Annotated in this window: 26 protein-coding genes; 15 read left to right on the top strand and 11 right to left on the bottom strand. The window is 73.6% G+C overall.

Annotated elements, in window-relative coordinates; translation table 11 throughout:
* Positions 1–54 precede the first annotated feature (54 nt).
* The gene (locus ACZ49B_RS20895; RefSeq protein WP_383516964.1) at positions 55–306 is read left to right on the top strand and encodes a hypothetical protein; all 252 of its coding nucleotides are present in this window, start codon (positions 55–57) and stop codon (positions 304–306) included.
* 44 nt (positions 307–350) lie between these two features.
* Here the strand turns inward: ACZ49B_RS20895 and ACZ49B_RS20900 are convergent, their stop codons facing one another.
* Complete coding sequence (locus tag ACZ49B_RS20900; protein ID WP_468307962.1) at positions 351–1004, bottom strand: HAD family hydrolase; 654 nt, start codon at positions 1002–1004, stop codon at positions 351–353.
* 157 nt (positions 1005–1161) lie between these two features.
* Complete coding sequence (locus ACZ49B_RS20905; protein ID WP_468307965.1) at positions 1162–2163, bottom strand: hypothetical protein; 1002 nt, start codon at positions 2161–2163, stop codon at positions 1162–1164.
* A 107-nt stretch (positions 2164–2270) separates the two neighbouring features.
* Between ACZ49B_RS20905 and ACZ49B_RS20910 the strand changes: the two genes are divergently transcribed.
* Positions 2271–4724, top strand: a complete 2454-nt coding sequence (locus tag ACZ49B_RS20910; RefSeq protein WP_468307968.1) for a helicase-associated domain-containing protein — start codon at positions 2271–2273, stop codon at positions 4722–4724.
* A 42-nt stretch (positions 4725–4766) separates the two neighbouring features.
* Entirely contained in the window at positions 4767–5369 is a 603-nt protein-coding gene (locus tag ACZ49B_RS20915) for a DUF4291 domain-containing protein (protein WP_468307970.1), read from the top strand.
* A 64-nt stretch (positions 5370–5433) separates the two neighbouring features.
* On the opposite strand, the gene ACZ49B_RS20920 is transcribed toward ACZ49B_RS20915, so the two are convergent.
* Positions 5434–5895, bottom strand: a complete 462-nt coding sequence (locus ACZ49B_RS20920; protein ID WP_468307973.1) for a GNAT family N-acetyltransferase — start codon at positions 5893–5895, stop codon at positions 5434–5436.
* Between the two features lie 199 nt (positions 5896–6094).
* Between ACZ49B_RS20920 and ACZ49B_RS20925 the strand changes: the two genes are divergently transcribed.
* The gene (locus ACZ49B_RS20925) at positions 6095–7738 is read left to right on the top strand and encodes a DNA repair helicase XPB (protein ID WP_468307975.1); all 1644 of its coding nucleotides are present in this window, start codon (positions 6095–6097) and stop codon (positions 7736–7738) included.
* Between the two features lie 71 nt (positions 7739–7809).
* On the opposite strand, the gene ACZ49B_RS20930 is transcribed toward ACZ49B_RS20925, so the two are convergent.
* Both ACZ49B_RS20930 and ACZ49B_RS20935 read right to left on the bottom strand, forming a co-directional pair.
* The gene (locus tag ACZ49B_RS20930) at positions 7810–8682 is read right to left on the bottom strand and encodes a glycosyltransferase family 87 protein (RefSeq protein ID WP_468307977.1); all 873 of its coding nucleotides are present in this window, start codon (positions 8680–8682) and stop codon (positions 7810–7812) included.
* 74 nt (positions 8683–8756) lie between these two features.
* Positions 8757–8942 carry a hypothetical protein gene (locus ACZ49B_RS20935; protein ID WP_468307979.1) on the bottom strand — a complete coding sequence of 62 codons (186 nt, stop codon included), beginning with the start codon at positions 8940–8942 and terminating at the stop codon, positions 8757–8759.
* A 432-nt stretch (positions 8943–9374) separates the two neighbouring features.
* Between ACZ49B_RS20935 and ACZ49B_RS20940 the strand changes: the two genes are divergently transcribed.
* On the top strand, positions 9375–11360 hold the full coding sequence (locus ACZ49B_RS20940; protein WP_468308241.1) for a HelD family protein: 1986 nt from the start codon (positions 9375–9377) through the stop codon (positions 11358–11360).
* A 96-nt stretch (positions 11361–11456) separates the two neighbouring features.
* Positions 11457–11981: a hypothetical protein gene (locus ACZ49B_RS20945; protein ID WP_468307981.1), complete on the top strand. Its 525-nt coding sequence runs from the start codon at positions 11457–11459 to the stop codon at positions 11979–11981.
* 39 nt (positions 11982–12020) lie between these two features.
* Here ACZ49B_RS20945 and ACZ49B_RS20950 read toward each other — a convergent pair whose 3' ends face one another.
* The gene (locus tag ACZ49B_RS20950) at positions 12021–12707 is read right to left on the bottom strand and encodes a copper homeostasis protein CutC (RefSeq protein WP_468307982.1); all 687 of its coding nucleotides are present in this window, start codon (positions 12705–12707) and stop codon (positions 12021–12023) included.
* 106 nt (positions 12708–12813) lie between these two features.
* Between ACZ49B_RS20950 and ACZ49B_RS20955 the strand changes: the two genes are divergently transcribed.
* A complete protein-coding gene (locus tag ACZ49B_RS20955; RefSeq protein WP_468307984.1) occupies positions 12814–13455 on the top strand; it encodes an HD domain-containing protein in 642 nt (213 codons plus the stop codon).
* 56 nt (positions 13456–13511) lie between these two features.
* Complete coding sequence (locus tag ACZ49B_RS20960; protein WP_468308244.1) at positions 13512–14735, top strand: Cmx/CmrA family chloramphenicol efflux MFS transporter; 1224 nt, start codon at positions 13512–13514, stop codon at positions 14733–14735.
* 31 nt (positions 14736–14766) lie between these two features.
* On the opposite strand, the gene ACZ49B_RS20965 is transcribed toward ACZ49B_RS20960, so the two are convergent.
* Entirely contained in the window at positions 14767–15033 is a 267-nt protein-coding gene (locus tag ACZ49B_RS20965; RefSeq protein ID WP_468307986.1) for a DUF4031 domain-containing protein, read from the bottom strand.
* 7 nt (positions 15034–15040) lie between these two features.
* Positions 15041–15418 carry a hypothetical protein gene (locus tag ACZ49B_RS20970; RefSeq protein WP_468307989.1) on the bottom strand — a complete coding sequence of 126 codons (378 nt, stop codon included), beginning with the start codon at positions 15416–15418 and terminating at the stop codon, positions 15041–15043.
* Positions 15419–15519: 101 nt separating this feature from the next.
* On the opposite strand from ACZ49B_RS20970, the gene ACZ49B_RS20975 reads away from it, so the two are divergent.
* From ACZ49B_RS20975 to ACZ49B_RS21000, 6 genes are all read left to right on the top strand, one after another.
* A complete protein-coding gene (locus tag ACZ49B_RS20975) occupies positions 15520–16458 on the top strand; it encodes a MurR/RpiR family transcriptional regulator (protein WP_468307992.1) in 939 nt (312 codons plus the stop codon).
* Positions 16455–17393 (top strand): N-acetylmuramic acid 6-phosphate etherase, encoded by a 939-nt coding sequence (gene murQ / locus ACZ49B_RS20980; RefSeq protein WP_468307994.1) that lies wholly within the window; start codon positions 16455–16457, stop codon positions 17391–17393. Before ACZ49B_RS20975 ends, murQ begins: the two co-directional genes overlap by 4 nt.
* Before the next feature lie 103 nt (positions 17394–17496).
* Positions 17497–18987: a PTS transporter subunit EIIC gene (locus ACZ49B_RS20985; protein ID WP_468307997.1), complete on the top strand. Its 1491-nt coding sequence runs from the start codon at positions 17497–17499 to the stop codon at positions 18985–18987.
* A 28-nt stretch (positions 18988–19015) separates the two neighbouring features.
* Positions 19016–19390: a hypothetical protein gene (locus ACZ49B_RS20990; RefSeq protein WP_468307999.1), complete on the top strand. Its 375-nt coding sequence runs from the start codon at positions 19016–19018 to the stop codon at positions 19388–19390.
* A complete protein-coding gene (locus ACZ49B_RS20995; RefSeq protein ID WP_468308002.1) occupies positions 19387–19962 on the top strand; it encodes a GNAT family N-acetyltransferase in 576 nt (191 codons plus the stop codon). Before ACZ49B_RS20990 ends, ACZ49B_RS20995 begins: the two co-directional genes overlap by 4 nt.
* A gap of 177 nt (positions 19963–20139) precedes the next feature.
* Positions 20140–20724 carry a Uma2 family endonuclease gene (locus tag ACZ49B_RS21000; protein ID WP_468308004.1) on the top strand — a complete coding sequence of 195 codons (585 nt, stop codon included), beginning with the start codon at positions 20140–20142 and terminating at the stop codon, positions 20722–20724.
* Position 20725: 1 nt separating this feature from the next.
* On the opposite strand, the gene ACZ49B_RS21005 is transcribed toward ACZ49B_RS21000, so the two are convergent.
* Together ACZ49B_RS21005 and ACZ49B_RS21010 are read right to left on the bottom strand one after the other, a co-directional pair.
* On the bottom strand, positions 20726–22120 hold the full coding sequence (locus ACZ49B_RS21005) for an outer membrane protein assembly factor BamB family protein (RefSeq protein WP_468308006.1): 1395 nt from the start codon (positions 22118–22120) through the stop codon (positions 20726–20728).
* Positions 22121–22370: 250 nt separating this feature from the next.
* Entirely contained in the window at positions 22371–22970 is a 600-nt protein-coding gene (locus ACZ49B_RS21010) for a phosphoribosylanthranilate isomerase (protein ID WP_468308008.1), read from the bottom strand.
* Positions 22971–23068: 98 nt separating this feature from the next.
* Between ACZ49B_RS21010 and ACZ49B_RS21015 the strand changes: the two genes are divergently transcribed.
* Positions 23069–23458: a hypothetical protein gene (locus ACZ49B_RS21015; RefSeq protein ID WP_468308009.1), complete on the top strand. Its 390-nt coding sequence runs from the start codon at positions 23069–23071 to the stop codon at positions 23456–23458.
* Between the two features lie 86 nt (positions 23459–23544).
* Here the strand turns inward: ACZ49B_RS21015 and groL are convergent, their stop codons facing one another.
* Positions 23545–25167 carry a chaperonin GroEL gene (gene groL, locus ACZ49B_RS21020; protein ID WP_362636293.1) on the bottom strand — a complete coding sequence of 541 codons (1623 nt, stop codon included), beginning with the start codon at positions 25165–25167 and terminating at the stop codon, positions 23545–23547.
* Positions 25168–25220: the final 53 nt, after the last annotated feature.

The raw sequence follows: 25220 nt of genomic DNA on the forward strand, positions 1-25220 counted from the left end.
CTTCGCTGTCGGCTGTGCTGTCGGCTGCTTCGGCCAGGGAACTACCCTGGTGGGGTGACTGTTACTCCTCATCCCGACGAAGCACGGCCCGGCGACGGCCTGGTGCGCGCCGGCGGCATCGTGTTCATCGCCGGCGCCGTGGCCACCCTCGTGACGATGGCCCCGCTGTTCCTGCACACGGACCCGTTCCCCTCGTACGCGTGGGCCGTGTGCATGCTGATGGGCGTCGGCTTCGCCATCTCGGCGGCGGGCGTGCTGCGCTCGGCGGCGGCCCAGCGCCGGGCCGCCCGCGCCTCCCAGGCCTAGCCCGGGCCTGGCCTTGGTCTGGCCTTGGTCCCACCGCCTCCGGATCAGACCTGCTGCGTGCGGACGTACTCCGCGAGCCACTGCGGCAGCGCCGTGAGGTCCGGCAGCACCACGTCCGCGCCCGCCTCGCGCAGTTCGGGCTCGGGGCACGGGCCGGTCGGCACCGCCACCGACAGCGCGCCGGCCGTACGGGCGCCGCGCACGTCGCCCACGTGGTCGCCGACGTAGACCTGCGCCCCGTACTCGCGCAGCGCGCCTGCCTTGGCCTCGGCCCACAGCCAGCCGATGACCGCGTCCGGCTCGATGCCGAGGTGCGCGAGGTGCAGCCGGGCGTTGGGCTCGTGCTTGGCCGTGACGACGATCGCGCGGCCGCCGAGCGCCTGGACGGCCTCGATCGCCTCGCGGGCGCCGGGCATCGCGGGCGTCGGCCCGATGGCGTACGTGGGATAGATCTCCCGGTAGCGGTCGGCCATGGCGGGGATCTCCGCCTGCGGGAACCAGTACGCGAGCTCCTCGTCCAGCGGCGGACCGAGCCGTGTGACCGCCTCGTCCGCATCGATGAACGTGCCCGTCTCGGCGGAAAGTGCCTGGTAGGCGGCCTTGATTCCGGGGCGCGAATCGATGAGGGTCATGTCGAGGTCGAAGCCGACGGTCAGCTGGGCGGACGCGGCGGTCACGGTGGGGGTCTCGGAACTCATACGGCCATTGTGCCGAGCCGGGGCGGACGGCCGGGAACGTGGACTGGGCCCCGCCTTACCAGACGGTGAAATGTGGTGACATCTCAGCGCCCGTCCCCGTGGCCCCGTCGGCCCCCGTCGTCCTCGTCGTCCCCGTGGAGCCCGCCCGCGCGGCGTCTCAGCGCCGGCGGGAGCGCCAGGCCAGGTACAGGGCGGAGGCGACGGCCGCGGCCCTGGCCAGCCAGGGCCACATGCCCTGGAACACCCCGCCGAGGCCCTCGTCCGCGAGCGGCGCACCCCAGCGCCCCTCGAGCCGGCCCCACAGCCACACCACCGCGCCCGCGAACACGGCCCCCGGCAGCCCGAAGACGACCAGCTTGCGCTCCGTCGGCCCCAGCACCCGCGAGGCGTACGCCAGCAGCCACCCGCCGATCAGCAGCAGCCAGGACCCGGTGACCGCGCCCGCCACGAGCACGACCGCGGCCAGCAGCAGGAAGGCGTGCGGCTTCGGACGCGGCACGGCGGCCGCCGCGGGCGCCTTCTCCGGATCCGCCGCGGCCGCGGCCGCCTTGGCCTGGCGGCGCTGCTTCAGGAACCGTACGAGGCCCCGCACGCCGGTCGTCTCCTCGGCGGCCGGCACCCCGGCCGGGCCCGCCGCGGGCTCCGGCTTCCCCTCCGCAGGCTGCCTGAACAGCTCCGGGATCTCGATCCCGCCCGCGAACCCCTCCACCTGCGGTCCGGCGCCGTACGCGCCCGGCGCGACGCGCCACCAGTCGGGCTCCGCCCCGTCGTCGGCGCCGAGTTCGTCGAGCCCCGCCAGGTGCGGCGGCGCGGGTGCGGTGTCCGCCGGGCGCGGCTCCGGCACGGCCTTGCGGAGCAGCCGGCCGGGCCCCCGCTGGGTCGGCACCGCCGGCGCCGGATCGGGGGTGGCGGCCCGCGTCTGCGGGGCGGGCGACGCGCCCATGCCGTCGAGGACCTCCTCCGGCGTGCCGATCCGCTCCAGGATGCGGCGTACGGCCGCCGGGGTCTCCGGCTCGTACTTGGCGCGCCGACGGTCGATCTCGTCCCGCAGCCCCGCCACCAGCCGCATCCGGTCCCCGGAGGACAGCTGCCGCCGCTGCGCCAAGTCCCCGACCCGGCTCAGATATTCGTAGACCAGATGGTCGCTCTCGATCCCCACGCCCGGCTCCTCCCGTACCACCCACCCGAAAGGTAGCGCGTGCGCCCGTGGAGCGGCCGAGGGCGCAGCGGATACCGTTGGCCGGATGGGGACCGGCCGACGCGACCATGGAGGCGACCGTGCCTGAGCCAAGCAGCGCTGCGGGAAGCGCCACAGCGAGCAGCGCCCCGCGCTCCCTCGCCGAGGCGCTGCGCGCCCGCGACGACGCATCGCTCGCCGCCCTGCTGCACGCCCGCCCGGACCTGCTCGGCCCGGTGCCGGGCGACATGACCCAGCTGGCCACCCGGGCCGGCACCCGGGCCTCGGTGGTCCGCGCGCTGGACCGGCTCGACCGGTTCGCGCTGCAGACCGCGGAGGCCCTCGCGGTGGCCCCGGACCCGTGCCCGTACCCGGTGCTGGAGTCGCTGCTGGCCGGCGAGCAGGGCTCCACGGGCGAGGACAACGGCGCCCGCGCCGAACTGCCGCGCGCCCTGGCCACCCTGCGCGACCAGGCGCTGGTCTGGGGCGACGACGAGCGGCTCCGGCTGGTCCGCACCGCCCGCGAACTGCTCGCGCCGTCCGCCGGCCGGCCCTCCCCCACCGGCCTCGGACCGACCGTCGCCGAGGCCACCGCCGGGATGTCGCCGACCCGGGTCCAGGAGATCGTGGCGGCCGCCGGGCTGCCCGGCACGCACGACCCGGTGTCCGCCGTGACCGCGCTGACCGGCCTGTTCGCCGATCCGGAGCGGATGTCGGCGCTGCTGGACGAGGCCCCTGCGGAGGCCCACCAGGTGCTCGGCCGGCTCGTGTGGGGGCCCCCGTACGGGGAGGTCACGCCGAACCCGACCGCGCCCGTGCGCTGGCTGCGCGACCGCGGGCTGCTGCTGCCCGCGTCGGCGCGGACCGTCGTACTGCCCCGCGAGGTGGCGCTGCACCTGCGCGGCGGCCTCGCGCACCGGGTGACCGAGCCGGTGCCCCCGGCGGTACCCGCGGACCGCGAGCACCGTCCACAGCTTGTGGACGCCAATGCGGCCGGGCAGGCGCTGGCCGCGCTGTCCACCGTCGAGGAGCTGGTGAAGTCCTGGGAGCACGCCGGGCCGCCGGTGCTGCGGGCCGGCGGGCTGTCCGTACGGGACCTGAAGCGGACCGCGGCCACCCTGGACACCACCGAGGCGACGGCCGCGTTCTGGATCGAACTCGCCTACGCGGCCGGGCTGCTGGCCAGCGACGGGGAGGCGGACGAGCGGTACGCGCCCACCCCCGCCTTCGACGACTGGCTCGAACTCCCGCCCGCCGAGCGGTGGTCGGTCCTCGCCGTGGCCTGGCTTCCGGCCACCCGCACCGCCGGCCTGGTCGGCGATCAGGACTCCAAGGGCCGCACCATGTCCGTGCTGGGTCCCGAACTCGACCGCTCCGCCGCCCCCGAGGTGCGCCGGCGCGTCCTCGCACTCCTCGCCGCGCTGCCCGAGGGGGGCTCCGCCGCCCCGGACGCCCTCCTCGCCCGGCTCGCCTGGGAGCGCCCCGTCCGGGGGACGAGCGCGCTGCGCGCCCGCCTCGCCCAGTGGACGCTGACCGAGGCCGAGGAGCTTGGCGTCACCGGCCGCGGGGCGCTCGCCACGCACGGCCGCGCGCTGCTGGAGCACCGCGACCCGGCGCCGCTGCTGGCGCCGCTGCTCCCGGAGCCCGTGGACCACGTACTGCTCCAGGCCGACCTGACGGCGGTGGCGCCCGGGCCGCTGCGCCGGCCGCTCGGCGATGTGCTGGCCGTGCTCGCGGACGTGGAGTCCAAGGGCGGGGCGACGGTCTACCGCTTCACGCCCGGCTCCGTACGCCGGGCCCTGGACTCCGGGCGGACCGCCTCCGACCTGCACGCCTTCCTCGCCGAGCACAGCATCACCCCGGTCCCGCAGCCGCTGGCGTACCTGATCGACGACGTGGCCCGGCGGCACGGGCACCTGCGGGTCGGCGCGGCGTCCTCGTACGTGCGCTGTGACGACGACGGCATGCTGAACGAGATCCTGGCCGACAAGCGGTCCGCCGGGCTGGGCCTGCGGCGCCTCGCCCCGACGGTGCTGGCGGCGCAGGCCGAACCGGGCGCGCTGCTCGACGGGTTGCGGGCCATGGGCTACGCGCCGGCCGCGGAGTCCCGTACCGGCGACGTGCTGGTCGCGCGGGCCGACGCCCGCCGCACCCCGGCGCGTTCGGCGCCGGTCCCGGTGCCGGACGGCCCGCCGGTACCGGACGCGACGCTGCTGGGGGCGGCCGTACGGGCCATCCGCGCGGGCGACCTGGCGGCGACGGCGGTGCGCAAGGAGCCGGGCGCGGCACCGGCCGTCCCGGGCGAACTCCCGCGCACGAGCGCGGCGGAGACCCTGGCGACGGTGCAGGCGGCCGCGCTGACCGGATCGGCGGTGTGGATCGGGTACGTGAACGCGGACGGCGCGGCGAGCCAGCGGGTCATCGACCCGGTCCGGGTCGAGGGCGGCTTCGTCACCGGGTACGACCACACGGCGGACGAGGTCCGGACGTACGCGCTGCACCGCATCACGGGGGTCGCGGAGCTGGCGGAGGAGCACTTGTAAAACGGCTGGCGGCCCGGGGCCCCGGCCGAGCACCCTTGCTGCATGCAAGAAGCACGAACCAAGCAGCTCGACCGGCGGATCAGGGCGGCCCACACGGAGACCACGGTGACGGTCTACCAGGCGTACTCACCCGCGCTGGGGCTGCCCGCGGCCCGCGACGGCCGCTTCCCGCCCGCCTGGAAGCGGGAGCGGATGACGTGGATCAAGCCGTCGTTCCTGTGGATGATGTACCGCTGCGGCTGGGCGACGAAAGACGGCCAGGAGACGGTGCTGGCCGTCGAGATCACCCGTGAGGGCTTCGACGACGCGCTCCGCCACGCCTGCCTGTCCCACTACGCACCGGGCACGCACGCCGACCGGGCGGCCTGGAAGGCCGCACTCCGCGACTCCCCCGCCCGGGTCCAGTGGGACCCGGAGCGCGACCTGCACCTGAACCCGCTGCCCCACCGCTCGCTCCAGCTGGGCCTGTCCGGGCCGGCCTCGCGCGCGTACGCCGACGAATGGACGGTCTCCATCCGCGACGTGACCCCGCTGGCCCGTGAGATCCACGGCCTGGTGCGGTCCGGCGACGAGGCGGCGGCGCGGGCTCTGCTGCCCGTGGAGACCCCGTACGAGGCAGGCCCGCTGGGTCACCTGGGCGCGTAGGCAGGGCATGTTCCACCCGGCGGACAGGGGGCCCGGCACACCACGTGCCGGGCCCCTTCCGCGTTCACCGGGCCGCGTAGTCGATCCGCTCCTCCTCGAACGGCCACACCTGCGCGAGCCAGCGCGTGACCGCCTCGTACAGCACCTCGTCGAGCGGGGCCCGGTCCGCCCGGACCCAGGAGCTGACGCTCACCCGCTCCGGCGCCTCCTTCCCCGGGTAGATGTAGAGGCAGCCGATGACCTCGTCACCGTCCAGGACGCTGTACGTGAACCCCGTACGGGCCGCGAAGTCCCGCGCGTGCCGCGCCAGATCGGCCAGGTTCGCCTCGGCCGACATCCCCTCGACGGGCGGCCACCCCCGCCCCTGGAAGCCGGGCGTGGCCCGCACGTGCGCGATGCTCCCGCTCCAGGCGGCGAGGTCCCGCGCATTGTGCGCCTCCCCGAGCGGCTCGAGCCGGAACCCGTCCCCCTCGAACCCGCCCGGCACCTCGAACCCGTCCGGCACAAAAGAAAGTCGATCATCCATCCCCCGACCCTAGAAGCCGCCCCGCCCTCCGTCAGCAGCGTTTTCCGCGCCACGGCCCCGTCGTGCGGTAGGGCGCGGGCTCCACGGCGGCTCGCACGCCGGCCGGGGCTGTGGCTGTCCCGGCGCCGGGCGGATGCGGCAGACTGGAGGTTTGGCCGTCCGCGCCCGGGCAGCCACCCCACGCCGGAAAGGGACGTTTGTGAACGGGCCTCTCATCGTCCAGAGCGACAAAACACTCCTCCTCGAGGTCGACCACGAGCTCGCCGGCGCCGCGCGCCGCGCCATCGCCCCCTTCGCCGAGCTCGAGCGGGCCCCCGAGCACATCCACACGTACCGGATCACCCCGCTCGGGCTGTGGAACGCACGGGCCGCGGGGCACGACGCCGAGCAGGTCGTCGATGCGCTCGTCGAGTTCTCCCGGTACCCCGTCCCGCACGCGCTGCTCGTCGACGTCGCCGAGACCATGGCGCGCTACGGCCGCCTGACCCTTTCCAAGCACCCCGTCCACGGGCTGGTCCTGACCAGCACCGACCGGCCGGTGCTCGAGGAGATCCTGCGGTCCAAGCGGATCACCCCGCTGGTCGGGGCCCGGCTCGACCCCGACACGGTGGCCGTGCACCCCTCCGAGCGCGGGCAGATCAAGCAGACCCTGCTGAAGCTGGGCTGGCCGGCCGAGGACCTCGCCGGGTACGTCGACGGCGAGGCGCACGCCATCGACCTCGTCGAGGACGGCTGGGCACTGCGGCCGTACCAGCAGCAGGCCGTCGAGGGCTTCTGGCACGGCGGCTCGGGCGTGGTCGTGCTGCCCTGCGGCGCCGGAAAGACGCTGGTCGGCGCCGGGGCGATGGCGATGGCCAAGGCGACGACGCTGATCCTGGTCACGAACACCGTCTCGGCCCGGCAGTGGAAGCACGAGCTGGTCAAGCGGACCTCGCTGACGGAGGAGGAGATCGGCGAGTACTCCGGCACCCGCAAGGAGATCCGACCGGTCACCATCGCCACGTACCAGGTCCTGACGACGAAGCGGAAGGGCGTCTATCCGCACCTGGAGCTGTTCGACTCCCGGGACTGGGGGCTGATCCTCTACGACGAGGTGCACCTGCTGCCGGCGCCGGTGTTCAAGTTCACCGCCGACCTGCAGGCGCGGCGGCGGCTCGGCCTGACCGCGACGCTGGTCCGCGAGGACGGCCGCGAGTCGGACGTGTTCTCGCTCATCGGCCCGAAGCGGTTCGACGCGCCGTGGAAGGAGATCGAGGCACAGGGCTACATCGCCCCGGCGGACTGCGTCGAGGTCCGCGTGAACCTCACGGAGTCGGAGCGGCTCGCGTACGCGACCGCCGAGACGGAGGAGAAGTACCGCTTCTGCGCGACGACGGCGACGAAGCGGAAGGTCACCGAGGCGCTCGTCGCCAAGCACCGGGGCGAGCAGACGCTGGTCATCGGGCAGTACATCGACCAGCTCGACGAGCTCGGCGAGCACCTGGACGCGCCCGTCATCAAGGGCGAGACCTCCAACGCGCAGCGGGAAAAGCTCTTCAACGCGTTCCGCGAGGGCGAGATCAGCGTGCTGGTGGTGTCGAAGGTCGCGAACTTCTCCATCGACCTGCCCGAGGCCACGGTCGCGATCCAGGTGTCCGGCACCTTCGGCTCCCGGCAGGAGGAGGCCCAGCGCCTGGGCCGCGTGCTGCGCCCGAAGGCGGACGGCCACGAGGCGCGGTTCTACTCGGTCGTCGCGCGCGACACGATCGACCAGGACTTCGCGGCGCACCGCCAGCGCTTCCTCGCCGAACAGGGCTACGCCTACCGGATCATGGACGCCGACGAACTCCTGGCAACCGACTGACCGACCCGCCGCGTAGGGCCCGGGCCCGGCCGACCGGGGCCGGCGAGCGGGACCGCGACATCCGGCTCACCTCACAGATCGCGGCCGAGCACGTGGTGTCGCGCGGGCGCCTGCTGCTCGTGGTGCTGCGGATCCTCGACGACGCGGACGTCCTGCTGCCCGAGGGGTGACCTTCGTACGGGGACCAGGACGAGGTCGGGCTTCGGGGCCGGGCGGCGGCGGGACGCCGCCTTCCGGGTCAGGAGGGCGAGCAGGGGGATCGACCAGACCCACAGGTGCGGCCAGTCCAGCAGCAGGGCCCGGCCGGAAGCGGGCAGGTGCCGGGCCCAGAACTCCGCGGAGGCCTGCGGGAGGACGAGCATCCCGAGCAGGGCGGTCCCGGCGAAGGCGCCCAGCGCCGTCAGCCCGGCCCGGATCCGGCCGGTCAGCAGCAGGTACGGGACGAACAGCGCCGGGGTCAGGGTGATCCCGGCGGCCGTGCCCAGCGCGAAGCCCTTGCCGAGCGCGGCGCGGGGCCGGCGCAGGTCCCACAGGACCAGGCAGGCGAGCGCCAGGTTGACCTGCCCGGCGAGCAGGCTCTGGAACAGCGGCTCCGCCCACAGCCCGGCGATGGTGGCGGCCAGGAGGGGCCCGGGCCGGGCCCGCAGTCCCGCGAGGCGGCAGGACATCAGGATCAGCAGGGCGAGCAGGCAGGCGTTGCCGAGGACGAAGACGGCCTTCAGGACGCCGTCGGGCAGCCAGGCGGCCGGTGTGAACAGGATCGCCGCGAAGGGCGGGTACGCGGCGGGAGGGCGCCACTCGGCGGCGCAGAACCCGTCGACGAGGCCGTCGGCGATCGGGATGCGCAGCGCGATGCACAGCACGCCGAGCACGAGGAGCGGGCCCGTGACCAGCACGCCGGCCAGGGGCGACGGCGGGGGGCTGGGACGGGTGCTCCGGGTCACGCGCGTGACCCTAGTGGATCAGCGGAAGCGCTCCGCCGGTATCCGGCCAGGCCACTGCGCGGCGGCCGCGGCGGTCAGCGGCGTATGACGCCCGCGTCCTCCGCGTACTCGCCCAGCACGACGACGCTCACGGCGGCCGCCGCGAAGACCTTCGCAGCGCGCAGGACGTTGCCCACGAGGTGGCGGGGAGGGGAGTCGGAGGTGGCGGTGGCGCCGCTAGGGCGGCCGCCCCGGATCGGGGTGAAGGTTGCGGTGCTCATGTATCCATGGTGCGTTTCCGCCTCGGATTTCACATCGCCCCAGGGGTGGAACCGCAGGCCCTCCCGCCTACTCCTCCCGGCCCATGCCGCCCCCTAGTGGCTCTGCCCAAGGTCTGACACTCCCAGGTATGACACCCGTACGGACGTCCCGCCCCGGAGGGCTTCCGTCCCGGTATTCCGTTCGCGCCCCGTCTGCGCGGTGACTACAATCTCCGCTCTTGCCGCCTCCCGCCGCCGTTTCGGGGAGAGCCGCCCGCCGGACGGAAACCGGCGGGCTTCGTTCCGTACCGATCAGCAGCTGGAGGCATTTCCGTGTCCGCGCACGCCCCCGAGACCGGCATCGACAACGACAGCAGCCACAGCGACTCCGGCGCCTACCCCCTGGCCCGCGAGCAGGCCCACCTCACCGCCTCCCGCTCCGCGCTCCGCGCCATGCGCGAGGACGTCGAGGCCCTCGACATCCGCGACGTCACCGCGAACTGGGTCAACGCGATCGTCCTCCAGGCCCAGATCGACGACCGGATCAAGGCGCTGGCCGACCTCGCCCACACGCCGCTCTTCTTCGGCCGCCTGAACTACCTGCACGCACCCGGTGCGGACCTCGCCGAGGGCGCGGAGGGCGAGCAGTTCTACATCGGCCGCCGCCACGTCCACGACGCCGACGGCGACCCCATGGTCATCGACTGGCGCGCGCCCGTCTCCCAGCCGTTCTACCGGGCCTCCAAGAACGATCCGCAGGACATCGCGCTGCGCCGCCGCTTCGGCTACACGGGCGGCGAGCTCACCGCGTACGAGGACGAGCACCTCTCCGACCCGGCAGAGGCGGCGGCCGTCAGCAAGCTGCTGCAGCAGGAGATCGAGCGCCCGCGCGTCGGTCCCATGCGCGACATCGTCGCGACGATCCAGCCCGAGCAGGACGAGATCGTCCGCTCCGGCCTGTCCGGTTCCGTCTGCGTGCAGGGCGGCCCCGGCACCGGGAAGACGGCGGTCGGCCTGCACCGCGTCGCGTACCTGCTGTACGCCCACCGCGAGCGCCTCGCCCGTACCGGCACGCTCGTCATCGGGCCGAACCGCTCCTTCCTGCACTACATCGAGCAGGTCCTCCCGGCCCTGGGCGAGCTCGAGGTCAAGCAGGCCACCGTCGAGGACCTGGTGGCCCGCGACGGCCTGGAGATCCGCGGCACCGACGCGGCCGCGACCGCCGTCGTCAAGGGCGACGCCCGCATGGCGCAGGTGCTGCGCCGCGCGGTCCGCTCGCACGTCAGCATGCCCGCCGAGCCGCTGATGGTGGTGCGCGGTTCGCGCCGCTGGCGGGTGCCGGCGTACGAGCTGGAGCAGATCGTCACGGAGCTCCTCGACCGGGACATCCGCTACGGCGCCGCCCGCGACGCGCTGCCGCAGCGGATCGCGCACACCGTGCTCGTACGGATGGAGCAGGCGGGCGAGGCGCCCGACGACCGCGTCCAGGACGCCGTGGCGCGGGGCGCCGCCGTGAAGGCGGCGGTCAAGGCGGTGTGGCCGGCGGTGGAGCCGGCGAAGCTGGTGCTGCGCTTGCTGTCGGACGCGGAGTTCCTGGCGGAGCACGCGGAGGGCGTCCTGTCGGACGAGGAGCAGCAGCTCCTGCTGTGGGCCAAGCCGTTCCGGAGCGTGAAGTCGGCGAAGTGGTCGGCGGCGGACCTGGTCCTGATCGACGAGGCGGCGGACCTGGTCGAGCGCACGCACTCGCTGGGCCATGTCGTCCTCGACGAGGCGCAGGACCTGTCGCCGATGCAGTACCGGGCGGTGGGCCGGCGCTGCACGACCGGCTCGGCGACGGTCCTGGGCGACCTCGCACAGGGCACGACCCCGTGGGCGACGCGCAGCTGGGACGAGGCGCTGGCGCACCTGGGCAAGCCGGAGGCGGCGCTGGAGGAGCTGACGGCGGGCTTCCGCGTGCCGCGCGAGGTGATCGCGTACGCGTCGCGACTGCTGCCGTCGATCTCTCCGGGCCTGGCCGCGGTCTCCTCGGTCCGTGAAACCCCGGGGTCACTGGTCGTCACGCCGACGCCGGACCTGACGGCGTCGGTCCTGGACGCCTGCCGCGCCGCGCTGGCCCACGAGGGCTCGATCGGCCTGATTGCGGCCGACGTCCGGATCCCGGAGCTGGCCGGAGCCCTGCGCGCGGCCGAACTGCCGTATCTGGCACCGGGCGAGGAGACGACGGCGCAGGCCCGGCTGACCCTGGTGCCGGCGTCGCTGGCGAAGGGTCTCGAGTACGACTACGTGGTGCTGGAGGAGCCCGCCGGGATCGTCTCCGGCGAACCCGACGAACGCACCGGCCTGCGCCGCCTCTACGTGTGCCTCACCCGTGCCGTCTCGGGTCTGCACGTCCTGCACGCCGCCGGGTTGCCGGCGGCCCTCGGGCCTGCCCTTCCGTAGCTCCGGTGGACACGGCCGGTGGGCGGCAGGACGATGGACGTGTTCACACCTCCCCGGGCCCGGTTCTTGCGTGATCCATCCGAGGAAGGACGAACGATGAAACCCCGCATTCGACTGGCCGTGCTGGCGCCTGTGCTCGTGTCCTCGCTGGCACTCGGGTCGGCACCGCTGCTGGCGGCTTCCGCGCAGGCGGCGGCTGTGCCTTCCCTGACGTGCAGCGTGAAGCAGACCCCCAACACCACGGGCAAGTACGACGTCTCGGCCACGGGAGCGCAGCCGGGAACGAACGTGACCTTCCGCGGCGGTAGTGCGACCCAAGGGTTCAGCGACACCACCCGCGCCGACGACGACGGGAACGCCTCCACCAGCGGGTTCATCCCGGTCGGCAAGGTGACGGCCTCGAACGAGGGCGACAAGGTCAGCTGCGGCACCGTCAAGCAGGCCGAGCAGAAGAACGCCCAGGACCAGTACAACGCGGGCTTCCAGAGAGGTCTCTCCGAAACGCTGAAAACCTGCAAGGAGCAGCCCGGCAACCAGGGGTTCGCGCAACCGGACCCGAACTACGAGCGCGGCTACAACGCGGGCGTGGACAAGGCGCTCGCCAGCCCCAAGTGCAAGTAGGGCTGACCACCCGTCACCGAAGCGGCCGGCAGCCGGCGGCTACGAAAGGGCCGTTCGCCACTCCGCGACCGCCGACGCCGAGACCGGGGCGGCCCACCCCTGCGGGCGGGCCGCCCCGCCGATGTGGAAGGCATCGATGCCCGCGGCCCGCAGCCGCGGCAGGTGCGCCAGGGTGAGGCCGCCGCCGACCATGATCCGCGCCACGTAGCCCGGCTCGCCCCGCCGCGCCGCCTCGGAAAGCAGCACGGGAAGACCCGCGTCGACCCCGTCGGCCGAGCCCGCCGTCAGGTAGGCGTCGAGCCCCGGCAGGTCGGCGAGGGTCTTCCGTGCCTGGTCGCGGTCCGCCGCCCGGTCCAGCGCCCGGTGGAAGGTCCAGCGGCAGCCCTCCAGCTCCGCCAGGACGGCCTCGACGGCGGCCAGGTCGGGGCTGCCGTCCGGGGTCAGGAACCCGAGGACGAACTCCTGCGCCCCCTCCGCCCGCAGCGCCCGCGCCTGCTCCACCAGCAGGTCGACCGGCCCGGCGGCGAACCCGTCCGTCCGGCGGATCATCACGCGCAGCGGGATGTCGACCGCCGCGCGGATCGCCGCGAAGGTCTCGCGCGGCGGGGTGAGCCCGTCGGCGGCCATGTCGGTGACCAGCTCCAGCCGGTCGGCCCCGCCGGCCTGGGCCGCGACCGCGTCCCGGGCATCGAGGGCGATCACCTCCAGCAGCGCTTGGTTGCTCATTCGATGCCATCCTTCGGATACGGAAAATAGGTCTAGTCCAATAGGAAGGGTACGGGCCCGCGCCCGCGCATCACCAGCACAAACACGCCACCCCCACAATGTGCCCATGACCTCCGACCTCCGCGACCGCTGGCACGCCACCACCACCGCCGCAGGCGCCGGCCCCGACCGCGACCCCGGTCCCTACGCCGACCGGCTCCTCGCCGCCTGGGCGGAGCCCCAGCGCCGGTACCACACCACCGCGCACCTGGCCGACGTACTCGCGCGGCTCGACGTACTCGCCCCGCACGCCGCCGACCCCGCCGCCGTCGAGCTCGCCGCCTGGTTCCACGACGCCGTCTACCGCCCCGACCGCTCCGAGAACGAGGAGCGCAGCGCCGCCCTCGCCGAGCGCGCCCTGCCCGAGCTCGGCATCGACGCCGCCCGCACCGCCGAGGTGGGCCGCCTGGTCCGGCTCACCGTCACCCACGACCCCGCCCCGGGCGACACCAACGGCGAGGCGCTCTGCGATGCGGACCTGGCCGTCCTGGCGGGCGGCCCGGACGCGTACGCCGCGTACGTCGCCGCCGTCCGCGCCGAGTACGGATTCGTCCCCGAGGACGCCTTCCGCGCCGGCCGGGCCGCCGTACTGCGCCAGCTGCTCGCCCTGCCCCGCCTCTTCCGCACGCCGTACGGCACCACGCACTGGGAGGCCCCGGCCCGCCGCAACCTGGCCGCCGAGCTCGCCGTCCTGAGCGCCGGGGAATGAGATCCGCTTCGCGGCGGTTCGTGCAGAGCATGCCCTCCGCCGCAGCACGCTCCCGCATGCCCGTCGCCGTCCACGTACTGGGCCTGGCCGTCTTCTCGCTCGGAACGAGCGAGTTCATGCTGTCCGGGCTGCTGCCGCCCATCGCCGAGGACATGGGCGTCACCATCCCGCAGGCAGGCCTGCTGATATCGGCCTTCGCGATCGGCATGGTCGTCGGGGCGCCGCTGCTGGCGGTGGCCACGCTGCGGCTCCCGCGCCGCACCACCCTCATCGCGCTCATCAGCCTCTTCGGCCTCGGGCAGGTGGCGGGCGCGCTGGCCCCCTCGTACGAGCTCCTCTTCGCGTCCCGCATCGTCTCCGCGCTCGCCTGCGCCGGCGTCTGGGCGGTCGGCGCGGCGGTCGCCATCGCGATGGTGGAGAAGGACCAGCGGGCCCGCGCCATGGCCGTCATGATCGGCGGCCTCTCCATCGCCAACGTCCTCGGCGTCCCCGCCGGCGCCTTCCTCGGGGAGCACCTGGGCTGGCGTTCCGCGTTCTGGTCGGTCGGCGCGGCCTCGGCGGTGGCCCTCGTCGGCATCCTGGCGCTGATCCCGGACATCCCGCTGCCCGCCGTACGGCCCACCCTGGCGCGGGAGCTGCGCATCTACCGCGACCGGCAGGTGTGGCTGTCCATCGGCGTCACGGCCCTGGCCGCGGGCGGCGTCTTCTGCGCGTTCAGCTACTTGTCGCCGCTGCTGACGGAGGTCGCCGGGCTGGATGCGGGCCGGGTGCCGTGGGTGCTGGCGCTGTTCGGGGTCGGCGCACTCGTCGGCACGGCGATCGGCGGGCGGATCGCGGACGCGCACCTGTTCGGGGTGCTGCTGTGGGGCATCGCCGCGTCCACGGTCTTCCTCGTCGCTCTCGCGCTGCTGGCGTCGGCGGCGGTGGCGGCGGTGGGGCTGTCGTTCCTGCTCGGCGTCTCGGCGTTCTTCACGGCGCCGGCGCTCAACGCCCGCATGTTCAACGTCGCGGGCGCGGCCCCGACCCTGGCCGGGGCCACCACGACGGCGGCGTTCAACCTGGGCAACACGGGCGGCCCCTGGCTCGGCGGCACGGTCATCGACGCCGACTACGGCTTCGCCGCCACCGCCTGGGCGGGCGCCGCGATGACCCTGACGGCGATCGCCCTGACCGTGATCGCCCTCCGCCTCCACCACCGCACCCCACCCGCCCCGACCCGGGTGATCGCCTCGTCGGGAGCAACCGCACCGGCCCCGGCCGCACAACCCGCCGCGCACTGATCCCGGCCGCTCCCGGTCCCGGCGGGCTCCGCTATGCCGGGCGGCCCTTCGGGCGGCGCAGGCCCGCGGTCGTCAGGCGGCGGACCAGTTCCTTGCTGCCCACCTCCACCGCGCCCGCCCGCACCGCATCCGCGTAGCGGTGCGACGGTACGTCGTAGTGGTCGCGCTCGAAGGCCCGCGGCGGGCAGCCGATCGACGCCGCGAAGGCGTGCAGTTCCTCGTACGAGACGTCGCTGACCAGGTGCGACCACATGCGGCCGTGGCCCGGCCACGTCGGCGGGTCGATGTAGAGCGTCACCGGCGGCTCACCGGCCGACGCCGAAGACGGGGGCGAGGCCGCCGACCGCGGCGACCTTCACTCCTGCCTTGGCGCACACCCAGTGCGGGTCGGGTCCCAACTCCGGCTCCACGTCCAGCGCGTGCGGATCGCCGTGCGAGCAGACCGGGCACAGCGGCCAGCGCCCGTACTTCTCCAGCAGCGCGTCCTGTACGTCCTGGGCGACGAGTCCGGCAAGGTAGTCGACCCCCTCCGGCCACTGCTCCACCCACCACCGGCGGTGCGTGACCGAGTCCTCGACGAGGGAGACGACATCGGCCTCGGCGACCTCGCCCGCGACGAGATCGGCGAGGACAAGGGCGCGGGCGGTGTGCAGCGCCTGTTCCAGGGGGGTCGCGTGGTCCATGCGCCCATTGTGAACCCGTACGGGCCAAGTGGTGAAGGTCCTTCTCGGCGGGTGCCGAATGGTGCCTTGACCCCCACCCCGGCCGAAAATAGATTTCAGGAATGAGCGACGACCCGAAAGTAATTTTCAGCGAGGGTGACGCGGGGAACGAGGGCGCCGGCTCCGGCGTGCCGCTGCGGGCCCGCGTCCGCAGTCTCGGCCCCTCCATGACCCCCTCCGTACAGGCCGTCGCCGAGACCGTCGCCGCCGACCCCGCCGGGTGCTCCCGCCTCACCGTCAGCGCGCTCGCCGCGCGCACCGGCACCAGCGAGGCCACCGTCGTCCGCACCGCCCGCCTCCTCGGCTACCCCGGCTACCGCGACCTGCGCCTGGCCCTCGCCGCGCTCGCCGCGCAGCAGGAGTCCGGGGCGGCCCCCGCCGTCACCGCGGACATAGCCGTCGACGACCCGATCGCCGACGTCGTCGCCAAGCTGGCCCACGAGGAGGCCCAGACCCTCGCCGACACCGCCGCCGGGCTCGACCTCGCCGCGCTCGCCGCCGCCGTCACCGCGCTCGCGACCGCCCGCAGGATCGACATCTACGGCGTCGGCGCCTCCGCCCTCGTCGGCCAGGACCTGGCCCAGAAGCTGCTGCGGATCGGCCTCGTCGCCCACGCCCACAGCGACCCCCACCTGGCCGTCACGGGCGCCGTGCAGCTGCGCCCCGGCGACGCGGCCGTCGCGATCACCCACTCCGGCGCCACGGGCGACGTGATCGACCCCCTCCGCACGGCCTTCGAGCGCGGCGCCACCACCATCGCGCTCACCGGCCGCCCCGGCGCCCCCGTCTCCCACTACGCCGACCTCGTACTGGCCACCTCCGCCCCCCGCGAGACCCGGCTGCGCCCGGCCGCGATGTCCAGCCGGACCAGCCAACTCCTCGTCGTCGACTGCCTGTTCGTCGCCGTCGCGCAGCAGACGTACGAGACCGCCGCGCCCGCGCTCGCCGCCTCGTACGAGGCACTCGCCCCCCGCCGAACCGCCAGGAGCCCCCGCCCATGACCACGTCGTACGCCGCACTGCGCGCCCAGCTCGACACGCTGACCACCGAGGCCTTCCGCCCCGAACTGGCCGAGATCGACCGGCTGTCCACCCTCGAGATCGCCCGCACCATGAACGCCGAGGACGCCGGCGTCCCGGCCGCCGTCGCCGCGCAGCTGCCGCAGATCGCCGCCGCGATCGACGCGATCGCGCTGCGGATGGCCCGGGGCGGGCGGCTGGTCTACGCGGGCGCCGGCACCGCCGGCCGGATGGGCGTCCTCGACGCCAGCGAGTGCCCGCCCACCTTCAACACCGACCCGGCGCAGGTCGTCGGCCTGATCGCGGGCGGGCCCGGCGCCATGGTCCGGTCCGTCGAAGGCGCCGAGGACTCCGCCGAGCTGGCCGCCGCGGACCTGGCCGCCCTGGAGCTGACCGCCGACGACACCGTCATCGGCATCTCCGCCTCCGGCCGCACCCCGTACGCGATCGGCGCCGTCGCGTACGCCCGTACGTGCGGAGCGCTCACCGTCGGACTGTCCTGCAACGCCGGCTCGGCGCTCGCCGCGGCCGCCGAGCACGGCATCGAGGTCGTCGTCGGGCCCGAGCTGCTGACCGGGTCCACCCGCCTGAAGGCCGGCACCGCGCAGAAGCTCGTCCTGAACCTCGTCTCGACCGTCACGATGATCCGGCTCGGGAAGACGTACGGGAACCTGATGGTCGACCTGCGCGCCTCCAACGAGAAGCTGCGCGCCCGCTCCCGCCGGATCCTGGCGCTGGCCACCGGCGCGCCGGACGAGGAGATCGAGGCCGCGCTCGACGCCACCGGCGGCGAGGTCAAGCAGGCCGTACTCGTGCTCCTCGCGGGCGTGGACGGGCCGACCGCGGCCGGGCTGCTCACCGCCTCGCACGGCCACCTGCGCGAGGCCCTCGCCCGTACGGCCGCCGCCACCGAGTGACGCCGCCGGCCGGCCCCCGGCCCTCCGGCCCAACTGACTCGCTGACCTGCTGACCTGCTGACCTGCTGACTGCCCCGTTCCCCCGACGCAAGGCGATCACCACATGTCCACTGACAAGAACCGCGCCACAGCCGCCGCGATCCTCCCCCTGGTCGGCGGCCCGGACAACATCAGCTCGATCGCGCACTGCATGACCCGCCTGCGCATCGCGCTGCACGACCGCTCGCTGGTCGACGACGCGGCCCTCAGGGCGCTGCCCGCGGTGCTGGGCGTCGTCGAGGACGACGACACCTACCAGATCGTGCTGGGGCCGGGGACCGTCGCCCGGGTGACCCCGGAGTTCGAGGCGCTGGTCGAGCAGGGCCGCTCGGCCGGGCACCCGCCGCGTACGGCCGCCACGCCGGTCACGGCCGAGGAACTCGCGGCCCAGGGCGCCGCGTTGAAGCAGGCGCAGAAGGCCCGCAACAGCACCCCGGTGAAGCTGTTCCTGCGCCGGATCGCGAACATCTTCGTCCCGCTGATCCCGGCGCTCATCGGCTGCGGCATCATCGCCGGCCTGAACGGCGTCCTGCTGAACACCGGTTGGCTGCCCGCCGTCGTCCCGGCGCTCGCCGCGATCGCCTCGGGGTTCATGTCGCTGATCGCGGTGTTCGTCGGCTACAACACGGCCAAGGAGTTCGGCGGCACCCCGGTCCTCGGCGGCGCCGTCGCCGCGATCATCGTCTTCCCGGGCGTCGCGAAGGTCGACGCCTTCGGCCAACACCTGTCCCCCGGCCAGGGCGGCGTACTCGGGGCCCTGGCGGCCGCGTTCCTCGCCGTCCGGGTGGAGAAGCTGTGCCGCAGGTGGGTCCCCGAGTCGGTGGACGCGCTGGTCACCCCCACCGTCACTGTGCTGGCCTCCGGCCTGGTGACGATTTTCGGCCTGATGTTCCTCGCGGGCGAGGTCTCCACGGCCATCGGCTCCTTCGCCACCTGGCTGCTCGCCAGCGGTGGCGCCTTCGCCGGGCTGGTCCTGGGCGGCCTGTTCCTGCCGCTGGTGATGCTGGGCCTGCACCAGGCCCTGATCCCGATCCACACCACCCTCATCGAGCAGACCGGCCACACCGCCCTCCTGCCGATCCTCGCCATGGCGGGCGCGGGCCAGGTCGGCGCGGCGCTCGCGGTCTACTGCCGGCTGCCGCGCAACCGGTCGCTGCGCACGACCATCAAGTCCGCGCTCCCGGCGGGCTTCCTGGGCGTCGGCGAACCGCTGATCTACGGGGTCTCCCTCCCGCTGGGCCGCCCCTTCGTCACCGCCTGCGCGGGCGGCGCGGCGGGCGGGGCCTTCGTCGGGCTCTGCAACCAGCTGGGGGTCGCGTTCGGCGCGACGGCCATCGGCCCGTCGGGATGGGCGCTGTTCCCGCTGCTGGACGGCCCGTCGGGGATGGGCCTGAACCTCGCGATCTACGCCGGCGGCCTGCTGGTCGGCTACCTCGTGGGCTTCGCCGCCACGTACTTCTTCGGATTCACGCGGCAGATGCTGACCGAGCTCAACGCCGACCAGGAGCCAATTCCGGCCACCGCCCCACCGGCCACGGAGCCCGCTATGGCGTAAATAGAGGTCGGCCGGGGAGACTGCGCGAATGCAGCTCCCCGCCGAAGCCGTTGCCGCCACCGCTGTCGTCGAGGTCGTACGCCTCTCAGCGCGCCCCGAGCGCTACGGCGACCCCATGACCGGCCCGGTCGTCTCCCGCTGGACGGGCAGAGAGGCCGCCGACTCGCTCGCGCTGATCTCGTCGATGGCGCCGGGTGAGCCGCGCATCTGCTTCGCGCCGGGCTGGGGGCTTCGGGCGTACGACGCCGTGGACGAGCCCCTGTTCGAGCTGATCTTCTGCTTCAGCTGTCACCACACCTGGCTGTGGGGGCAGGCCGTCCCGCCCGGCATGGGCTTCGACACCATCTCGGGCAGCACCGCCGACGCAGAAGCCCTGCTGGCCCACTTCCGGGACGCTGCATGACGCTCGCCCCGGCGGTTCCGCCGGGCCGGATGGCGGCCCTCCCCCAGCCGGTCCTCGACCTCCCGGGCACGCTCCACCTGCGCCCGTGGACCCCGTACGACGCCCCCGCGCTGGTCGAGTCCTGCCACGACCCGGACATCCGCCACTGGAACCGCCCGGCCCTGCTGTCACCGGCCGAGGCCGTGGCCCGGATCGAGCGCTGGCAGGAGCGCTGGCGCTCCGAGGAGGCCGCGATCTGGGCGGTGGCCCCGGCCGCCGGCGGCCTGCCCCTCGGCTTGATCGGCCTGGCCGACCTCGATCTCCCGGGCGGGAGCGGCGAGTTCCTGTACTGGCTCCTGCCCGCGGGCCGGGGCAGCGGTGTCATGGTCGAGGCCACCACCGAGGTCACCCGCTGGGCCTTCGAGGAGCTGGGCCTGCACCGCCTGCGCATCACCCACTCGGTGGCCAACCCGGCCTCCTGCCGCATCGCGACGAAGGCCGGCTTCCCCCTGGAGGGCACCATGCGCGGCGCCCTCCTCCACGCCGACGGCCGGCACGACGAACACCTCCACGCCCGCCTCCGCACGGACTGACGTCGGCACCCTCGAGCCTGCTCACCCCTTTGGGCTGTTCCCGCGCGAGGGGCGGCTCAGCGCTGGCATATGCCTCTAGCGTTTGCAGCATCCGCACCGAACGGAGCCGCACATGACGCTTCAGTCGATCCGGAAGTGGGCCCGGGGGGCACCATGGTCTCGAGGAGGCGCGACACCATGACCCCCAGCTTCGCCGAGCACCCGCAAATGACGGTCGAGGAGTTCGAACAGATCGCCCGGACGGCACCCGAGACGGTGACTCTTGAGTTCGTCCAGGGAAAGCTAGAGGTCAAGCCTGTGCCCGACGGCGACCACGACGAGATCACCATGTGGGTGCTGCGGCAGTGCATGCAGCAGCGCCCGGACCTCGCGCTGTACCCGGAGCGTGGTCTGAAGGTCGAGCGGTATCGCGCCGGCCGCGCCCGTCCTGACGGCACGCTGGCGCCGGTTGGCACATTTGCCGGGGCAGGGGAGTGGGCCGAGCCGACGGGAGTACTGATGGTCCTGGAGGTGACTTCCCACGACTCAGACACCGACACCGACAGGCGGGATCGGATGGAGAAGCGGGACGGCTACGCGGCCGCCGGCATCCCCGTCTACCTTCTCATCGACCGGGAGCGGCACGGCGTGACCGTACACAGCGAGCCGGAGAGCGGGCGATACCGCACGGAGCCCTCGTTCCCATACGGCGCATCAATCGAGATCCCCGCCCCCGTCGGCATCACCCTCGACACCGAGGCCCTGAAGGAGTTCGCGAGCTGACTCACCAGCCGATCGTCGGGGCCACGTCGAAGATCGGCGGGAGCCGGCCGTCGTCGTCGAGGTTGACGAACGTCCTGCCGTAGAGGGCGAACGACTCGCCCAGCCGGAGGCCCCGCAGGACCGTCGACTCGCCGCCCGGCTTCCCGGTGCCCGGGGCGAGGTGCCAGAGGTGGGTGTACGCGCCTTCCGTGACCACGGCGATCCGGCCGCTCCGGTCGGCGGCCAGCGCGCGGATCCGCCAGTCGTGGTCGAAGGCGCGGGTCCACAGGTGGCGGCCGTCCTTCAGGGAGAACGCCGCCAGGACCTCCCGCTTCTCCCGTTCCGGGACCGGCGCGTACAGCACGTCGCCGGCGACCAGCCATGCCGCGGCGCCCGTGGTCGGGACGTACGGGGCCTGCGACTCGGCGTGCGGGCGGCCCGCGTCGTCGAACACCAGCAGGCGCCCGTCGCCGACGGCTGCGGCCGGGGAGGCCGACACGATGCGCGGGGACTCGTACCCGACCGGCATCGGGAACTGCCAGGCGACGGCACCGGTGCGGGCGTCGAGCGCGAACAGCTCGACGCCCTTGCCGGTCCGGGCCATCAGCAGGACCCGGCCGGGTCCGGCGGCAACCTCGGTGGCGACGGCGCCCGCGGGCAGCGGGGAGCGCCACAGCTCGGCACCGGTGGCCAGGTCGTGGGCGAGTACGGCGGCCGCGGTCGCGGTCACGGCGAGGGAGCCTCCCGCGGACGGCTTGCCGACGAGTTTCGGGATGTCCTTGGTCCAGCGCTGCTCGCCGGACGTGACGTCCACCGCCACCAGGCGGTTGCCGCACGTGCTCTCCGCGGTGGTCACGGTGAGCAGGCCGGTGCCGGAGGGGGTGTCCCCGCTCATCGCGCACACCGCGCCGCCGGGCGGGGCGGGGACGCTCCAGCCGCGGCGGCCCTCCCCGTCGTAGCCGATCACCTGGTCCGCGCGGCCCCGGATCACGAACCCCGTGGCCGGGTCCCCCGCCCAGGAGCCGAGCGGCATGTCCGCGCCGGAACCGTCCGGGACCTGGTACGAGAAGAGGTCCATGTGCGGGCCGCGCAGCCACGAGAAGCCGAGCCAGCCCGGCCACAGCGCGACGAGCGCAACGGCGACGGCCACCGTCCAACCGAGGGCGGAGCGGTACCCGCGGCCCTTCAGGGCCCACCACCACAGGCCGGCCGCGGCGAGCCCGGCGACCAGCGTCCACAGCACCAGCGGGCCCAGCCCGCGCGGGCACATGTCGAGGCCGCACGCGACGTAGGACAGGTCCGCGGTCATCTCCAGGCACAGGACGGCGTACAGCACCGCGACGGCACTGAACGCGCAGGCCGCGGCCACGACGGTGCACTGCCCGAGCCGCTGCACGAGCGACGGTTCCTCGTTCATGATCCCCCCTTGGCCGCAGCGTAGCCGCGGGGGGCGGACTAGGCCCCGCGAGCCCGGCATGATCCGAAAGACAGGCTCTAGGTGTGTCGTCAAAGTAGCGTCGTCCGCCCGTGTGGGCGGGGCCGGTGGGGTCTGGTGCGTGTGATCGCAAGGCGGAGGAGGGAGGCGACGCTCGCGTCGTCGACCGACGACAACGCGGCGAGCGCGCGTGCCGGGCCCCGCCGGCCAGACGGGACTTTGACGACACCCCCTAGCTCCGGGCGGCCTCGATGAAGGCGCGGATCAGGTCGGGGGACTTCACGCCGCGCTCCCGCTCCACCCCGCTGGACACGTCCACGCCCCAGGCGCCCGTGGTCTCCACGGCCTCCCGTACGTTCCCCGGGTTCAGCCCGCCGGCCAGCAGCCAGCGCCCCTCGGGCGCGGTGAACTCCCGCGACGCCCAGTTCCACGGCTTGCCGGAGCCGGGGTCGGGCGCGTCGATCAGCAGCAGGTCCTCGCCGTACTCCCCGCAGCGCCCGACGTGCTGGGCGGTGGCCCGCAGCAGGGTCCGGCCCTCGGCGCGCAGCGCCTCGTAGTACTCCGGGCCCTCGTCCCCGTGCAGCTGTACGCCGCGTACGCCGCTCTCCCCGGCCAGCCGCCGGACCTCCTCGACCGGCTGCCCGCGGAACACCCCGACGGTGAGCACCGAGTCCGGCACCTCGGCGGCCAGCGCCCGCGCGGTGGCGGCGTCGACGGTACGGGGGCTGCCCGGCGCGAAGACGAACCCGACGGCATCGGCTCCGGCCGCCACGGCAACGCCGACGTCCGGCCCGGTCTTCAACCCGCAGATCTTCACGAACAGCTCGCTCATACCCCCAGTCAATCAAAGCCGCCCGAGCGGTGGTGATCCGTCTCGGAACCGGGCGCAGCCACCCGCCCGCCGCTAGCCTGGAAGGGGGCTCACGCCCTGTGCACGGAACGCCACTCGGAGGACAACGGTCGGACATCGCGCCCTTCCTCTTCCAGTTCTCAGCGGCCGGGCGCGCCTACGGCCCCGATCTCTACGTGGTCGACGAGTCCGCATTCGAGGGCGAGGGAAGGCACCTGGACGGAGCGGCACTCTCCCTCGTGGCCGAGTTCACCTCCGTGTCCGCCAAGGACGTGGACTGGAACGAGAAGCTGGAGGTCTACGGACAGCTCGTCCCCGTCTGTCTGATCGTCGACATGCAGGAATCGGAGCTCACCTGCTGCTGGGAACCCTCACCGCACGGGTACCGCTCCCGTACGACAGTGTCCTTCGGCAAACCCGTGCAGATCCCGGAGCCCTTCGAGTTCTCCCTCGACACCACCGGCTTCTAGCGCGCCGCGGAAACGCCCGAGGGCGGCACCCCCCTGCACGGGGAGTGCCGCCCTCGTTCGAGAACAGCCGATCAACCAGAGGTCGATCAGAAGTCCATGTCACCGCCCGGCATGCCGCCGCCGGCCGGGGCGCCGGCCTTCTCGGGCTTGTCGGCGATGACGGCCTCGGTCGTCAGGAACAGCGCGGCGATGGACGCGGCGTTCTGCAGGGCAGAGCGCGTGACCTTCGCCGGGTCGATGATGCCCTCGGCGATCATGTCCACGTACTCGCCGGTCGCGGCGTTGAGGCCCCAGCCGACGGTCAGGTTGCGGACCTTCTCCACGACGACGCCACCCTCGAGACCACCGTTGACGGCGATCTGCTTGAGCGGGGCCTCCAGGGCGAGCTTCACGGCGTTGGCGCCGGTCGCCTCGTCACCCGACAGGTCGAGCTTCTCGAAGACCGCGGAGGCCTGGAGCAGGGCCACGCCACCACCGGCGACGATGCCCTCCTCGACGGCCGCCTTCGCGTTGCGAACGGCGTCCTCGATGCGGTGCTTGCGCTCCTTGAGCTCCACCTCGGTCGCGGCGCCGGCCTTGATGACGGCCACGCCGCCGGCCAGCTTCGCGAGGCGCTCCTGGAGCTTCTCGCGGTCGTAGTCCGAGTCGGAGTTCTCGATCTCGGCGCGGATCTGGTTGACGCGACCCTGGACCTGGTCGCTGTCGCCGGAGCCGTCGACGATCGTGGTCTCGTCCTTGGAGATGACGACCTTGCGGGCGCGGCCGAGCAGGTCGAGGCCCGCGTTCTCGAGCTTGAGGCCGACCTCCTCGGAGATGACCGTGCCGCCCGTGAGGATGGCGATGTCGCCGAGCATGGCCTTGCGGCGGTCGCCGAAGCCCGGGGCCTTGACGGCGACGGACCGGAAGGTGCCGCGGATCTTGTTGACGACCAGGGTCGACAGGGCCTCGCCCTCGACGTCCTCGGCGATGATCAGCAGCGGCTTGCCGGACTGCATGACCTTCTCGAGCAGCGGAAGGAGGTCCTTCACGTTGCCGATCTTGGAGTTGACGATCAGGATGTACGGGTCGTCCAGGGACGCCTCCATACGCTCCATGTCGGTGGCGAAGTACGCCGAGATGTAGCCCTTGTCGAAGCGCATGCCCTCGGTGAGCTCGAGCTCCAGACCGAAGGTCTGGGACTCCTCGACGGTGATGACGCCTTCCTTGCCGACCTTGTCCATGGCCTCGGCGATGAGCTCGCCGATCTGGGTGTCGGCGGCGGAGATGGAGGCCGTCGAAGCGATCTGCTCCTTGGTCTCGACATCCTTCGCCTGCTCGAGCAGGGCGCCGGAGACGGCCTCGACGGCCTTCTCGATGCCACGCTTGAGGGCCATCGGGTTGGCACCGGCGGCCACGTTGCGCAGGCCCTCGCGGACGAGCGCCTGGGCGAGCACGGTGGCGGTGGTCGTACCGTCGCCCGCGACGTCGTCCGTCTTCTTGGCGACTTCCTTGACCAGCTCGGCGCCGATCTTCTCGTACGGGTCCTCGAGCTCGATCTCCTTGGCGATGGAGACACCATCGTTGGTGATCGTGGGGGCGCCCCACTTCTTCTCAAGGACGACGTTGCGACCCTTGGGGCCAAGGGTGACCTTGACGGCGTCGGCGAGCTGGTTCATCCCGCGCTCGAGACCGCGCCGGGCCTCCTCGTCGAACGCAATGATCTTGGCCATCTGAAGTGGTCCTCCAGGACTGGGGTTCCCCCTGCGCCGCCGGCGCCAGGGGA

This window comes from Streptomyces sp. NPDC031132 (assembly GCF_055570595.1).